The sequence below is a fragment of the Flavobacterium cauense R2A-7 genome (assembly GCF_000498475.1).
GTDB classification, from domain to species: domain Bacteria; phylum Bacteroidota; class Bacteroidia; order Flavobacteriales; family Flavobacteriaceae; genus Flavobacterium; species Flavobacterium cauense.
This window is the reverse complement of the sequence record NZ_AVBI01000002.1, coordinates 1-15,510: the sequence shown is the minus strand read 5'-3', so window position 1 is coordinate 15,510 and position 15,510 is coordinate 1. Positions and strand designations below refer to the sequence as shown.

Here is a 15,510-nt window from a genome sequence, read left to right as displayed (position 1 = left end):
TTTGTAAACGTCAGTAATAAAGAAGCCGCCACTGACATAAAGCCGTCGGGACGTTATAGGCAATTTTACTCAAACAAAACGTTAATAATGAAATACAACATATACATTAAAACAAGAGGTGGTTCTAGATCAATTTTAGAAACAGAGGAAAATGAAACAAAAAAAATTGTAAATGCTTATAAAGAAAATAAAGAATCTATTTTCTTAAATGGAAAAAAATTTTTTACAGGTGATTTATTAGACCTCCAAATTTATACATTCGAAAACAATCAATTTAAAACTGGCCAAGAGTTATATTCTTATTGTGATAGAAATCATTTTTTAGAAAGAGGCTATTTCAGTGACCCACATGTACCAAAAAATATTTTAGAACAAGTTGGAAATAATGTTACTTCACAATTCATCAATGATTCTGAATTAGAAGAAATTGAAAATGAAACTCCTAAAGAAAACTATATAGACCCTAAAAGAATAAAAGAATTAGAAGGCTTAAAGTCAAAGGATTTTGATTTAACAAGACTTACAGCTGTTTTAAAAGAAATAAACGTTGCCTACAAAAACAATTTAAAGTTTGCAATTCCACCTCTTGTAAGAAGTATAATTGACCAAGTCCCTCCTATTTTTGGAAAAGCTAACTTTTCAGACGTTTGTGGTAGTTTTGGTTCAAAAAGTTTTAAAGATAGTATGAATATATTAGATAAATCAAGTCGCAAAATAGCAGATTCATATCTTCATACACACATTAGAAAGAATGAATCATCTTTGCCTACAGAGACTCAAATCAATTTTAAAAGTGATTTAGATGTTTTATTACAAGAAGTATCAAGAGTTATTCAAAATTCATAAAAAAACTGCCTATAACAGCGGTTTTAAGAAATGGCGGGTTTAGGGATTTATCGGTAATGGTCAGTGAATATTTTTCTTCTCCGAAGTGAGGCTTTTTCTTTCAAACTTTTCGGTATATTTGTAATCAACAGTAATAAAAATCCGCCACTTCTTAAAGCCGGCGGGACGTTAACAGCAACCTTTCCCAAAAATGAGAAAAACACTAATCTTAATATTTGGAATAATAATTTTAACTTCTTGTAAAAAAGAATCAAAAAATCAAATTGAAAATATCTCTAAAACTAAATCTGAGGAATTTGAAATTACTGGTTTAAATAATGATGACTTTAAAATTGACAAATTCAACGATACTACTATTTATTTCAAACTAGCAGAAGAAGGACTAGATGGCAAAAAAATAATTTTTGATAGTAATCGTTACAAGAATGTAATCGCTAAAGCAAAATTCAATTTAGGCTTTTTACAATATACTACCGATGATAGACCTGCGTCTCCACTTGACTTTACCAAACAAACCGAGTGGATTAATTTAAAAGTTCATAATGGTATTATAGAAATCCCTGATTTTTATGGTAACTCAGAAAATATTAAATTATACAAAGTTCTAGGCTTCAAAAATGAAAATGAACTCAGTGAAACAATTGGCTTTGAAAATTTTGATTCAATAAAAAAAGAATCAGTTGGATACCAAAATTGGTATTACAATGGAATATTGAAGGATAAAGAAGAATATAAAACCTGCTGTCCGGAGTACATAAAACAAGCGGAAAACTTCATTAATACACCAACAAATAATTACAAGAATATTAATGATTTACATCTTGAATTGTATTATGACCATGTGTTAATTGAAATTAAAGCAATAACTAGAAATAAAGAAATACAGATTCACAAGGTCCTGATGAGTAAATAAGGCAGCTGTTAACAGCGGTTTTGAGCAAGTGGGGCTTTAAGGCAAAATTTAAAGTTGGTTTTGTATTTGTAAACTAAATCTTTAATTTATACTTTTGGGAGAATAATCCCCCACCTTCTCAAAGCCGGCGGGACGTTAGCAGCAATCTCATTAAAAATCACGGTTAAATGAAAAACACATTTGTATTATTGATTTTTACATCTTTTATAATGTCATGTAACCAAGACAGTCAAAAAGAATTTAATCAATCGGAAATTGACAAAATTGCTCTTGAATTAAAAAAGCGAGACATTGATGAAATTAACAAAAGCAAAAGATTAAACAAAATTGATAGTTTAAGTGAATATCAATTCTCAAATATGAAAAAATTCATTGATAGTATAAAAGTAAATGATTCAGTTACATACTTTGCATTACGCAAAGCATTAGAAAAAGATACGTCCAATTATTATGATGATTTTGGTTTATTGTTCTTTAATGTAGAACAATTAAAATCTGACAAACAATATCAAGAACAAGCAAAAGAAAAACTAATGAGAAAATGAAAAAGAAAGAAATAATATACTTAGTTGCATTTATAATATTATCCATATCGTTTATGGTTCTATTTTGGAATAAAAATAGATATGCAAAATTTAACGATTACTCAGTATTAGATAAAAATACGGGTAAGGTTTTTATTTATGTGCAGGGTGAAAATAAAGTCATAGAATTCAATTTTTCTGAAAAACAAAGAAAGGTCACAAAACTGTCAAATACTAAATAAATATAGAGACTGCTGCTAACAGTGGTTTTGCGAAATTTGGGAGTGAGTGTTTAATGGAACGATCTTTTTGTATATTTGGCTTTAGTCCAAATGGAAAGGTTCGGGGCAATATAAACCCAAACTTCGCAAAGCCACGGGACGTTAGCCGTCAGTTTGACCAAACGTAACTTAAAATCAACAATCTAGAGAAAAATATGCCGTTAAAATATTCTAATTTCTATTGGTTTTTTATCATTTTACTACAAACTTTTCTAATTATAGAAAAAGTAATATATACTCAAACTATTCTAAATGATAAATTCTACTTGTGGAATATTATTGTAATAATTTGTGGAATTGTGTTTTTATATAATAGATTGAAATTAAATAAAATTCTGTTAAATCCAGAAAAAATCATAATTCTAATGATTGTTCTTAACGGAATCTCGACAATATTTACACAGATAATTTTAAGTATTACCATATTAAAAATTGTAATAACTATTGCTATTGTAATAATGTCCATTTTTTTTCTGATCAAATTAAAGAAAATAGAAGTCGAAAAAGTTGAATAAAACCGAACGGCTAACAGGGGTTTCATGAAATTGGGGCATTAAGGCTAAATTTAATGGTTATTTTATATATTTGGCTTCCGTGGTTAATCAATGGTTTGGGAGCATATAAACCCCAACTTCATGAAGCCCCGGGACGTTAGCAGAAAGTTTTTCCAAAAAAACGCAAAATTAAGATGAAATATTTAATCTCTATTTTTTGTTTATTTTCATTTATACATTGTTATTCTCAAAAGGAAACTCAATCGATGCTTGATGAAAAAAAGGAAATAAAATTCTTCATGAAAGAGTTTTTAAAGGATTTTACTTTTGTTCCATACGTTTCTGAAACTACAACTAGTATATCCCAAATGATAGAATGTTTTAATGAACTAGAAAGTGATACAATAACTTTTACTTCAGATGAGCTAAAACATTTAAAAAAAGAATTACTAAATGACCATTTGAAAAAATGGAAAACTGAGATTCTTCCAAATACCAAAATCATTAGCGATAAAATTATTAACTCTAAAGGCAAATATGAGTTTATTAAGGAAATCAAACAAAAACTATATTCATTTTCACATCCTATTTTTTTTAGAAATGGAAAATATTGCATCATATATGAAGAATATAAATGCAGCATGGTTTGTGGAGGAGGTACATTCTATTTATTTGAAAGAACTGGCGAAAATTGGGAAATTAAAATGAGATATTGTGAGTGGATTCATTAAACCTTCTGCTAACAGCGGTTTTGCGAAATTTGGGCTTAAGGGTTTAATGGAAGGATCTTTTTGTATATTTGGCTTTAGTCCAAATGGAATGGTTCGGGGCAATATAAACCCAAACTTCGCAAAGCCGGCGGGACGTTAGCCGTCAGTTTGGCCGAACGAAACGAAAACACAACGAAAATGTATATTGAAAGAAAACATTTGATAGAATTATGCAATAAATTTCTAAACGAAGAAATTGATGCAAATTATCTTTCGGTATTTTCATCTAACGCTATAATGTCGGACGAAGATGATTGGGACGAAAACGACAAAATAATTTCCGATACTTTATTTGAATGGGATAATGAAATAATTAATTTCCCAATTAATAAACTAAATATTAAGCTTTGGAAAAAAAGATTGGAAACCAATATTGATGAATTAGAAGAATACAATTTTTGGAATTCTCATATTGAAAAGCAAAAAACTATTTGTGAAAAATATGGTTCCAATTGGAAACCTATTAATAAAAATCTAAACATTGGTATTTCCGATAATTTAGATTTAGAAACTTTAAATGGATTGCGACACAAAACCAAAAAGGGCGAAGTTTGTTGGTTCATTTGGAGCGGAGATTATTCGGAAGACGATAACTTTTTCAAGCCAATTTGTGCTGAACATTTAATGCAAAGAAAGCCCAAACTAATTGACTATTTAGGACTTGACGAAGGATTTAGATTTCTAATAACCGAAAATGGATATGAAGATGTTTGGTTTGACGAAAAACTATTGAAGGAATAAAACCGAACGGCTAACAGCGGTTTTGTGCAAGTGGGGTTTTAGGGATTTATCGGTAATGGTCAGTGTTTGCACTTCTCTCCTATTTTTCAACTTTTTCTTTCAAACTTTTCGGTATATTTGTAAACATCAGTAACAAAAATCCCCACCTGACACAAAGCCGGCGGGACGTTAGTGGCAAGCTTACCAAAAAATTGCGTAAAAAGAACTTAGACAATGACTAAAATGCGATTTCTATCGAGAAAGATTATCAAATTCTCTTTTGATTTTTCAGTGAGCGCAATTGAAAAGTTTTACGATATGAAACCTTATAATCAGAAAGTAGAGAAATTAAGAGAACTACCAAAAGGAACTTTAGGAAATGATATTGCAAAAATTTTGGATGAAAATAAAGTAAAACTAATTCCTAACTATGAAAGTCATGATTTAAAACATGTTTTATTAAATTACGGAATGAACGCAGAAGATGAAATAAGAATGCAAGCCTTTATGCTTGGAAATGGCAACTATACTTTTCCTTGTATAGCAATCTTAACATTTGGAACTATTCTTTTACCAGGAATGTGGTCAACATTTTACAAAGATTATAAGCGTGGGAAAAATGCAAAACCAATTTCATCTTGGTCAATTGACAAATACGCTGAAATAGAAACAAATTTACTGAGATATGAATTATCGATTCAAAATCAATCTAAATGGTAAAATTAAAGCCAGCCACTAACAGTGGTTTTGCGAAATTTGGGCTTGAGTGTTTAATAGGACGAGCTTTTTGTATATTTGCTTCTGTTCTAATGGAAAGGTTTGGGAACATATAAACCCAAACTTCACAAAGCCACGGGACGTTAGGCACAATATTCACCAAAAAAACGCGTAAAACTATGAGAGTTATTTTCACTATATTTTTTATAACTTTTGCAATAAATAGTCATTCTCAAAACAATGATTTCTCAATTGACTTTAAACATAGTAATCCTAGCATTGTATTTAGTGAAGTTGAAATTTATATTAAAAAAAGTGAAACCGGAGTGTTTGTATTTGCGAGAAAAGGAGATTCCGCTTCAAATAGACATACAATTTCCAATGAAGATTTTGAAAAACTTAAAAATAAAATTTTAAGTATTAAACCAAGTGATGTAATTAATGTAAATCGAAATTGTTTAGATAGCGGCACGACTGAAATAACGTTTGCAGAAGTTGATTTTGTACCACTAAATAGTGTTAAATATACTGTAGATTGCCTAAGTATTAGTGATGACAAAACATCTAAAAAGGATTTTTTAAATACCGTAAAATTAATATTAGAACTTGCCAAATTTAATTTTGAGGATTTAAAATAATACTGTGCCTAACAGGGGTTTCATGAAATTGGGGCTTTAAGGCAAAATTTAAAGGTTATTTTATATATTTGACTTCCGTGGTTATTCAATGGTTTGGGAATATATAAACCCCAACTTCATGAAGCCCCGGGACGTTAGCCGTAATAATACCAAAACGTGTGTAAATGAAGAAACTAACACTGTTTTTAATCATAATAATATTTGGTTGTTCTCCAAAAGAAAACACATTGGAAAGCATCGAAATTATGACTTATTATTACATCCCAAATGAAGAGGGAACCAAACTAATAACAGATTGTGTTGATTATTCAAAAATTAATTTTTCTGGTAATGTCGAAACCATGAGACTAATCAAACCAAATGAATCAAAATATATTTACATTAAATCTAAAGTCAATTCAAAAATAATTTCAAATATAACTGAGGAAATCAAATCCAAAAGCGAAAAATTTTACGAAACAAAAATTGACACAAACTCACTTGATTTATATTGTGGTCCAACTATAAGAGTAAAAGCAAAATTTAATACTAATAAAATTATAAGTTTCACTTACAAGAAAAATGAAACTGATCCAAGGTTTTTACAGTTCGTAAAACTTCAAAATACAATCTCAAGAAAATTTATCGAAAAACACTTTAAAATTATTGATTCTATAGAAATTACAAATAATAAAAAACAATTTGAAAAGTTTGCGCTTAATCTTGACACTTTAAAATTACCATTTCCAAATATGCCAAAAAGTGTAAATGAACAAATAAAATTTCCACCTCCAAATAAATAATTACTACGGCTAACAGCGGTTTTGCGAAATTTGGGCTTGAGTGATTAATAATAAGATCTTTTTGTATATTTGGCTAAGTCCTAAATGGAAAGGTTTGGAACAATATAAACCCAAACTTCGCAAAGCCGGCGGGACGTTAACGGCAACCGAAGAGAGACGAGACGCTAAAAACTATGTGATTAATTTGTTTAGCGAATAAAAAAACAAAAATTGCTTAACGCGAGAACTACTCTACCCTATTTTAATTTCTTTATTTCGTTTTTTTAATAACTCTATTTCAATATTTAGAAACTTCATCTTAATATTTAATAACACAGTCTTATTTTTTTATAATTTAATCTTAATCATTGATAACACTGTCACTATTTTTGATAACAAAATTTTATTTTTTGATAACTTAATCATCATTTTTGATAACTAAATCTTACTCTTTAACAACTTAGTTTCCATTTTTGATAACTAAATTCATTTTTTTAATCACTTTATATAAACACTTAATAACTGTAGTGATTTTTTATTACTGTATATTAAAGAAGGCAGCCGTTAACAGCGGTTTTATGCAATGGCGGCGCTTGGGATTTTTTTGGAAAGTTTTTGCTCGCACTTTTTGTATTAAAACTCACGTTTTTCTTTCACTCTTTTCGGTATATTTGTAAACGTCAGTAATAATAAATCCGCCACTGACATAAAGCCGGCGGGACGTTATGGGCAATGTTAAAAAAACGATATGGCAATAAAATTTGCGTTTAGCGATGAATGTGGGCATTATTCTCCGGTTCGAACGGAAAAGCAGAAAAAAGCTCATCCGTTTTATATTCGTTCTCTATTTATTATAGATGGCGATGATTATAAAAATTTGTGTCAAGACTTTGCTGTTTTAAAACAAGATTCAGGTTTGCCCGAAAAAGAAATTAAATGGGCACATATTTGGACACTTCGAACGCATCATCAGAAGGGCACAAAACCAAACGAAAAGGATGATTGTTTCTTTCTTAAAGATATTGATTACCATAAAATTATTGACTTTGTTGAAAATGCTCTAATGTTGCTTCAAAATTTAGAATTTTGTAAAACGGTTTTTACCATTACAAATAATAATTCGAATGCAAAATTTTCAGAAAAGGATCTATTTAAAATGCACGTAACTTCATTACTTCAACGAGTTCAATTTGAAGTACAAAGAAATAATGAAGATTTAGCAGTACTCTTTTTTGATCCGTTATGTGACAATAAAAGCAAATTACTTCGAGAAATATATTTTGATATTCAAGAAAACGGTGATTTCATTCAAAATTATACACACGTAAAAGACAGTCTCAACTTAGAATTTTCACATCATAGTACTGGAATCCAATTGGCAGATTTTATGGCAGGCGTTATGGCAGGGACATTAAAAGGATATGAAAGAAGTGTCCAAATATTTAATAAAGCTGTTAGACCAACACTCAGAAATCATCAAAATAAAATTTTGGGAGCTGGTATATGTGAAGTTCCTACAAATTCAACACAAAGACAAAAAATGAGAGAACATTTCAAGAAACACTGCCCATAACAGCGGTTTTATGCTATGGCGGGGCTTGGGATTTTTTGGATTGGTCAGTGCTTGCATTTCTTCTTTAAAAAGAAGTTTTTTCTTTCCACTTTTCGGTATATTTGTAAACGTCAGTAATAAAAAATCCGCCACAGCATAAAGCCGGCGGGACGTTAACTGCAAGCATGTCAAACTTTGCGCTAAAAATCAGTCGGATAATTATTTAACTAAATGAATACTAATCGTATAGAAACATATTTCGAACTTGAAAACTTACTTGAAGTTGATAATTCCACCCATAAATTGAGGGATGTTACTGAATTGTTTTTAACCGCAATGAATGATTGGCCAACATACAATCAAATACGAATTGAAGAATTTATTACAGAACTAAAAGAGTTTTTTGGCACACCTTTGTCAATAGAAAAAATCGAGTCAAAAAAACTCAATCTTGACGATGAAAATGTTTGGAGAAATGAATCAGGAAGCTCAATATGTGAAATGATTAAAATTTCTAAATTATTTTACGGTGAAGCAAATTTTGACAATATCATAAATAGTATTTTCAATTATTACGGAAACTTAAAAAACAATGCCAGCAGTTAACAGCGGTTTTATGCAATGGCGGGGCTTGGGATTTTTTTGGAAAGTTTTTGCTCGCACTTTTTGTATTAAAATTCAAGTTTTTCTTTCACTCTTTTCGGTATATTTGTAAACGTCAGTAATAAAAAAATCCGCCACTGACATAAAGCCGGCGGGACGTTAGCAGCCATAATATGACAAAACTAATCGTAATAATAGTAACATTCTTATCGTTAAGCAGTTGTGCTCAGGAGAAGAATTGCATAGATTTTAAAACTGGGGATTTTGAATATGTAAATGAAAATCAACCTGAAAAAATTACTAGAACTGAAAATTTACAAATAGAAACAAATCCAAAGACAGGTATCGTTATTCATTCGTCAATTAAATGGACTTCTGAATGCAGTTACATTATGACCTATGAAAAAATTTTAAATTGTCCTGAAGACGTAAGTCATATGATTGGGCAAAAAATTTATGTAGATATCCTAGAAACTAAAGGCAATAAAATGAAAGTTCATGCTAAAAGTGAAAGAATAGATACCGAAATTGAATTCATAAAAACAAAGTAAAATTACGGCTGCTAACAGCGGTTTTAAGAAATTGGGGGTTTAGTGTTTAATGGAACGAGCTTTTTGTATATTTGACTTTAGTCCTTTTGGAATGGTTTGGGAACAAAAATCCCCAACTTCTTAAAGCCGGCGGGACGTTATGCGACATTATAACCAAAATTGTGAAAAACTTGGGTTTTAAAAATAAGGAAGTAAATATTCCAAAAGAATGGAAAGTTTATAAAAATAATTTTATTGATTTAGAACCTACCAATTCTAATCCAATTGATGATGTTTGGCATTATTTCCAAGAAGATATTTTGCAAGCGAGTTACAAAGATTTTTTTATTGACTTAGGTTTTTACGGTGAATACTTAGATAATAGAAAGGGATTTTTTAAACTCGTTGTTGCAAAAGGGGATTTTGGAAAAGGCGAACTTTATGAAAAATATTTATCACGTTCAACTGAAGAAGTAAAAGAAAAACTTGAGTTTTATTTTAATCTAATTCTTAGTAAAAGTTTCGAAAATTTATCCGGACTAAAATACGGTGAAGAAGAAAACGAAGAAGAATATGATGTTTACTCTTCAATCAACAAAACTCTCAGAAAATTATCGGATGAAGATTTTGAAAAATTGTCATCACTATAAAAACAATAACGATCGCATAACAGTGGTTTCATGAAATTGGGGCTTGAGTGTTTAACGGGACAATCTTTTTGTATATTTGACTTCAGTCCTAATGGAATGGTTTGGGAGCATATAAACCCCAACTTCATGAAGCCACGGGACGTTGTGAGCAATATTTAAAAAACTATGAGATACAATATCATTATCAGTACATATCTTGGAACGTATAATATTTTAATGATAGATGATGCGGATTTACAGAAAATAATAGATGCATACAATAAAGGTTTGCATTCATTTTTTTTAGGTGGTCAAAAATATAATTTATACAGAATCAACAGAATACAGATTTACACATTTACTTCATCGGCGCCCATGTCTGCTGACGAATTTTATAGTTTTATAGAGCAAAAAGGAATGATTACCAGAGGCTATATGAATATTAGCTCATATATTGATGATAGTGTTTTACAAAAATTTGGTGATAATGTAACTAGACAATTTATCAAAAATGATTTCGGAGCAGAAAAGGAATCTGAAAATCCCCAACAAAACGTTGAAGATTATGTAAATGCAAAAAGAATAGCTGAACTCAAAGAACTAGAAATTAAGAATTTTGATTTTACTAAACTTATAAGTTTGTGTTTAGAGCTAAATTTAGCAAACAAGAGCGGTATGTTTTTAACTATTCCAATGCTAATAAGAGCAATAATTGATCATGTACCTCCTCTCTTCAATAAAACAACTTTTGTTGATATGTGTGGTTCATACGGAAATAGAAGTTTTCAAGAAATAATGTTACGATTAGAAAAGTCTTCAAGAAAAATAGCGGATTCGTTTCTACATTTACCAATTAGAAATAGAGAAACTCTACCAAACGAAACTCAAGTAAATTTTAAAAATGAACTTGATGTATTACTTTCAGAAATTATCAGAGTTCATAAATAATACTGCTCACAACAGCGGTTTTAAGAAATGGCTAGGTCAGTGATTTTTCGGAAAGGTTAGTGTTTGCATTTTTTCTTTAAAATGAAGTTTTTTCTTAATCCCTTTTCGGTATATTTGTGATGGCTTGTGAAGAAAATTACGCCACTTCTTAAAGCCGCAAAACGTTAACGGCAACCATAAAAAACGAAACGCTTAAAAATGATTGAAGAATTAATTGCCAACTATGATGGTTTTCACGATGCGCTTGTTTTAAACTTTGAGTACAAAACAAATATTGATTTAAGCAACGATACGTTTAAAACGGGAATTAATGAAATCAACCTAATAATTAGTTGTTTTAATCTACTCAAAGATTACAAAAGAGAAACGATTAAAATAAGCTTTACGGAAATTGACAATTTTAAGTATATCAAATATGATGGAATGATTTCTGATTCTTTGATTAAGAAAGAAAATGATTTTACCGTAATTGATTTTGATCCAGAATTTTTAAGTAAGGACGAAAATGGAAAATTCATTCTTGGAATAAATCCAAACTCTGAATTACAGATTAAATTTAAAAATTTATTTTACGAAATAATTGAATAGAATGGCAGCCGTTAACAGCGGTTTTGTGAAAGCGGGGTTTGGGTGTGTATCAGGAAGAGCCGGTGTTTGCACTTCTCTACTCTATTTCAAGTTTTTTCTTTCAAACTTTTCGGTATATTTGTAAGAATCAGTAACAAAAATCCCCGCCTTCACAAAGCCGGCGGGACGTTGTAGGCAATTTTAGATAAACGGAATTGAAAAATTGGAAAGTGTATATTTTGATAATTGTAGTTTGGATAATTTCTGAACTACTTTTCTACTATTATTTACATTTTTTTGTTGCCCCATTTGTTTGGCTAGCTATTATACTTTTCTTAATTACTTTATCAATTAGAAATATCATAAAAGTATATCGAAATAAATCAAATTCTCAAATTTTTAAAATTAGGATTTACAAAGCTATTATAGCGTTATCATTACTTGGTCTAACATTTTACAAAGCTAATTACATACCAAATGTGATTATTGAAAAAGTTGATTGGAATGTCTTTTTTTATAAAAGAAACCAAATTGTTGAGAAAGTAAAAAATGGAGAGCTAAAACCTAATGTTTCTTGGAATAATTGGGTTTGTCAACTTCCTTTTGAATTTCCAATCATTTCTAACAGCGGAAATGATATAGGCATTAGAAAAAATGAAAACAACGGAAAATACACAATTCATTTTTGGGTTTTTAGAAATTTCCTTGACAATCCATCAACATATTTTGTTTACACAGAGGACGAAGATGATATAAAAGCTTTTGAAGAGGAAATCAAAAAAAATCCGAAGGAAAATTGGAAGCTGGAAGAAAACTGGTATAGAATTTACGGAGATTAAAAACTGCCTACAACAGCGGTTTTAAGAAATTGGGGCTATAGGCAAAATTTAAAGGTAATTTCATATATTTGGCTTCAGTCCTAATGGAATGGTTTGGGAACAAAAATCCCCAACTTCTTAAAGCCGGCGGGACGTTACCAGAAATTTTATGACAAAAATAGCCTCAAAACAAAATCGTAAGACAATTTGGACTTCAATAATATTTTCAATAATATTTTTTGGAGCAATGGGAACTTTTATGATTTATATTTTCTTAAAGAAATGGTCTTCAAACGAAGTAGAAACCAAAACTTATTTAATGCCAATTTTTGGTCTATTTGTTTATTTCATTGCATTTAATTTCATAAAAAATTACGTCAAAAGATCTCCTAAAATTGTTGTTGATAACGAAAAAATCATAATAAACAAAAGAACTTATTATTGGACTGATATTCAAAATATAAAACTGACTGGTAAAAAGGGTTTTGGTTTTTTTAATTACCAAATGGAAGTTGCAACTTTAAATTTTAACAACAAAAAAACCGAATTTATTTTTGATGATATGTATTCAAATAGTTGGGAAATAAAATCTTTTATTCAACAAATCGTAATTGATAAAAAACTAACATTTGAAATAAATACTCAAAAGATTAATCCGAGAGAAATCGAAAAAGAAAATTTTTATGAATTTAAAGGTAACCCAATATTTTCATTTAGAGGATTAATGATGTGGGGTTTAATAGGATTTTTTGTTTACTTATTAATATTCACCGAAGGCAAGATATCCAAATTTGACCAAATGAAGTTTTTAATTCCTATCTGTATTTTTTGGTTTTTATTAAATGCTTACTCAATGAATTATTTTGAAGTTTCTAAAAACTTTTTCATTGTAAAAAACCATTATTTCTTCTGGAAGAAGATAATATATAGAATTACAGATATTGAGGAAATTGTTTACGAAACTCAACAAAATCAATCAAATATTTTACGAGTAATCACTAAAGATTTTAAAAGAGGAATGTATCCAGCTGGAACACTAAAAGATAGCAAATGGATTGAAATGAAGGAAGAATTAGAAAAAAGGAAAGTAAAAGTGAGAAACGAATGTATATAGAAAAACTTCTGGTAACAGTGGTTTTATGAAATTGCGGGGCTTGGGATTTTTTGGAAAAGTTTGTGCTCGCACTTCTTGCATAAAAATTCAGGTTTTTCTTTAATTCTTTTCGGTATATTTGTGAAGTTCCGTGAGTGGGAAACCGCAACTTCATAAAGCCACGGGACGTTAGCAGATATTTTGACCAAGAATAGTCATAAAAAACATCAATAAATATGAAATTAAAAATTTTAATGTTAGCAATATTTAGTTCCTTTAATGGAATTGCACAAGAATTGACAATTGATGAAACGATGAATTATATTAATTCAAAAATTGGAAATGTGTCTAGAGTATTAAGTTTAAAACCCGGCGGTGAACTTATGCTTACAGAATATGTAGCTGATTTTTGGTTTGATAGGGCAAATTTAACTAGCGATGAAATAGACAATAGAATAAAGAACCAGAACTACAAAATGCTTCTTTTCAAAACAACTACATTTTCTATAGACGATATTGATTTTTACAATAAGGGTTTTATAAAACAAAGTTTATCTACTGGTGCAGATTTTTACACACAAATTTTTTGTTCAAGTGGAAATGCCGGATGTATACACCAAACCACTTATGACAAATATGGTCAACGGATTTCATCTGATAACACCAGTGAGCTAGATATTTCATTTCACTCCAAAGACACTAATGATAAGATATTTAATTCATTAAGATATTTAATCTCGCTAGCTAAAGAAGATATAAAATATCAAAAGTTTGACAATGATCCATTTGCTAATAAAAACTTCAAAAACAGTAATAATGTCATATCAGCAAATAGTAAATCTAACAAGATACAATTAACAAGTGCTAATGGAGTTTACAAAATTTGGGTAGAAATATCAGGTATTAGAAAGAGTTTTGTGTTAGATACTGGAGCGAGTGAAATATCTATTTCTCAATCTGTTGAAAAAGAGTTAATTTCAAAAAATTTATTACAAAAAACAGACTACTTAGAGCCAGCCTTATACAGAATTGCTGATGGTTCAATTGTAATATGTAGAAGAGCAAAACTTAAACAAGTCAAAGTTGGCAATATTACAATCAAAAACGTAATCACATCTGTATCTATATCTGAAACACCATTACTTTTAGGGAGAAACTTTTTAGATAATTTTCAAAAATGGTCAATTGACAATAAATCCAAGATACTAACTCTTGAAAACTAATTGGAATACAAAATCTAACTAATGGTCTAACAAATATAATTTTGGCTTTAACAGAAGAACTAAATCATAAATAAAAAACATCTGCTAACAGTGGTTAGCGGAATTTTAAAAAATAGAAAATTGAAATACAACAATTTTTTCTATAGTTGTTGTGGGATATAAAAAGAGTATTACCTTAGCTATGAACCAATTAATAAAACACATTATGAAAAAGTTACTTGTATTATTCGTTTTGATTTTATCCGTTAATGCTTTTGCACAAAAAGAAGGTACATATTTAGAGGTTGAAAAAGTGGTGTTTAATGATGATGCCATGGGTGATCTTGTTGTGGCAACCCCTGACAGGAATATTTCCGTTAAAATAATCGACAAAAAGGTAGTCATTACCGGAGTGAGTGTTACCGAAGAGGAAGTGTCTGATTCTGAATTTAAAATCATCGACACGCTAAATAACTATGATGACTATAAAAGTTTTTTGGTGGAAAAGAACAAAACAAAATATTATATCGAATTTGATTTCAGGGAAAAAATAAAAGCGGTGTTTGTACGAAATGAAAGCGGACACATTCTAATAAGTTATATGAGATAAAAAAAGGTTATGAAAATGTAAATATAAAGTTGGCGGAATTCTTTTGGAAATTATAATTTTGATTATTATAATTGAGCGAATAATAATGTTTTTTTAAATTTCTTTGTTTTAAGTCTTTCTATAAAGACAAGAAAAATGAATAAAAAAAACATCTGCTAACAGTGGTTTTGCGAAATTTGGGCTTAGGTGTTTAATGGGACGAGCTTTTTGTATATTTGCTTTAGTCCTAATGGAAAGGCTTGGGGATATATAAACCCAAACTTCGCAAAGCCACGGGACGTTATAAGCCATTTG

General features: G+C 29.6%; 19 protein-coding genes. All 19 read left to right on the top strand.

The annotated features are described in order from the left end of the window. Positions 1–846, top strand: an 846-nt coding sequence (locus tag FCR2A7T_RS14650) for a hypothetical protein (protein WP_207382680.1), incomplete at its 5' end; no start/stop codon positions are given. Positions 847–1,036: 190 nt separating this feature from the next. Next, complete coding sequence (locus FCR2A7T_RS02750) at positions 1,037–1,759, top strand: hypothetical protein (RefSeq protein WP_023569741.1); 723 nt, start codon at positions 1,037–1,039, stop codon at positions 1,757–1,759. Positions 1,760–1,926: 167 nt separating this feature from the next. Further along, positions 1,927–2,304, top strand: a complete 378-nt coding sequence (locus FCR2A7T_RS02745; RefSeq protein WP_023569740.1) for a hypothetical protein — start codon at positions 1,927–1,929, stop codon at positions 2,302–2,304. Next, positions 2,301–2,525 carry a hypothetical protein gene (locus FCR2A7T_RS02740; protein WP_035117083.1) on the top strand — a complete coding sequence of 75 codons (225 nt, stop codon included), beginning with the start codon at positions 2,301–2,303 and terminating at the stop codon, positions 2,523–2,525. Before FCR2A7T_RS02745 ends, FCR2A7T_RS02740 begins: the two co-directional genes overlap by 4 nt. Positions 2,526–3,252: 727 nt before the next feature. Beyond that, a complete protein-coding gene (locus FCR2A7T_RS02730; protein ID WP_023569738.1) occupies positions 3,253–3,789 on the top strand; it encodes a hypothetical protein in 537 nt (178 codons plus the stop codon). Between the two features lie 177 nt (positions 3,790–3,966). Then, entirely contained in the window at positions 3,967–4,569 is a 603-nt protein-coding gene (locus FCR2A7T_RS14645; RefSeq protein ID WP_051369491.1) for an immunity protein Imm33 domain-containing protein, read from the top strand. Between the two features lie 213 nt (positions 4,570–4,782). Then, positions 4,783–5,268 (top strand): hypothetical protein, encoded by a 486-nt coding sequence (locus FCR2A7T_RS02720; protein WP_023569736.1) that lies wholly within the window; start codon positions 4,783–4,785, stop codon positions 5,266–5,268. Positions 5,269–5,444: 176 nt separating this feature from the next. Beyond that, positions 5,445–5,903: a hypothetical protein gene (locus FCR2A7T_RS02715; protein ID WP_035117074.1), complete on the top strand. Its 459-nt coding sequence runs from the start codon at positions 5,445–5,447 to the stop codon at positions 5,901–5,903. Positions 5,904–6,067: 164 nt separating this feature from the next. Next, positions 6,068–6,685, top strand: a complete 618-nt coding sequence (locus FCR2A7T_RS02710) for a hypothetical protein (protein WP_023569734.1) — start codon at positions 6,068–6,070, stop codon at positions 6,683–6,685. Positions 6,686–7,412: 727 nt separating this feature from the next. Further along, a complete protein-coding gene (locus tag FCR2A7T_RS02705) occupies positions 7,413–8,237 on the top strand; it encodes a DUF3800 domain-containing protein (protein WP_023569733.1) in 825 nt (274 codons plus the stop codon). A 210-nt stretch (positions 8,238–8,447) separates the two neighbouring features. Then, complete coding sequence (locus tag FCR2A7T_RS02700; protein WP_023569732.1) at positions 8,448–8,822, top strand: hypothetical protein; 375 nt, start codon at positions 8,448–8,450, stop codon at positions 8,820–8,822. Positions 8,823–8,992: 170 nt separating this feature from the next. After that, complete coding sequence (locus FCR2A7T_RS14640; RefSeq protein WP_051369490.1) at positions 8,993–9,370, top strand: hypothetical protein; 378 nt, start codon at positions 8,993–8,995, stop codon at positions 9,368–9,370. 161 nt (positions 9,371–9,531) lie between these two features. Continuing rightward, on the top strand, positions 9,532–9,999 hold the full coding sequence (locus tag FCR2A7T_RS02690) for a hypothetical protein (protein ID WP_023569730.1): 468 nt from the start codon (positions 9,532–9,534) through the stop codon (positions 9,997–9,999). Between the two features lie 165 nt (positions 10,000–10,164). Continuing rightward, complete coding sequence (locus FCR2A7T_RS14635; protein ID WP_023569729.1) at positions 10,165–10,926, top strand: hypothetical protein; 762 nt, start codon at positions 10,165–10,167, stop codon at positions 10,924–10,926. Positions 10,927–11,124: 198 nt separating this feature from the next. After that, a complete protein-coding gene (locus tag FCR2A7T_RS02680) occupies positions 11,125–11,514 on the top strand; it encodes a hypothetical protein (protein WP_023569728.1) in 390 nt (129 codons plus the stop codon). Between the two features lie 194 nt (positions 11,515–11,708). Beyond that, on the top strand, positions 11,709–12,332 hold the full coding sequence (locus tag FCR2A7T_RS15115; RefSeq protein ID WP_131473141.1) for a hypothetical protein: 624 nt from the start codon (positions 11,709–11,711) through the stop codon (positions 12,330–12,332). Positions 12,333–12,480: 148 nt separating this feature from the next. Next, complete coding sequence (locus tag FCR2A7T_RS02670) at positions 12,481–13,425, top strand: hypothetical protein (protein ID WP_035119101.1); 945 nt, start codon at positions 12,481–12,483, stop codon at positions 13,423–13,425. A 215-nt stretch (positions 13,426–13,640) separates the two neighbouring features. Further along, positions 13,641–14,627, top strand: a complete 987-nt coding sequence (locus FCR2A7T_RS02665; protein WP_035117070.1) for a retropepsin-like aspartic protease family protein — start codon at positions 13,641–13,643, stop codon at positions 14,625–14,627. 205 nt (positions 14,628–14,832) lie between these two features. Next, positions 14,833–15,216, top strand: a complete 384-nt coding sequence (locus FCR2A7T_RS02660) for a hypothetical protein (RefSeq protein WP_023569723.1) — start codon at positions 14,833–14,835, stop codon at positions 15,214–15,216. The last annotated feature ends 294 nt before the right edge of the window (positions 15,217–15,510 follow it).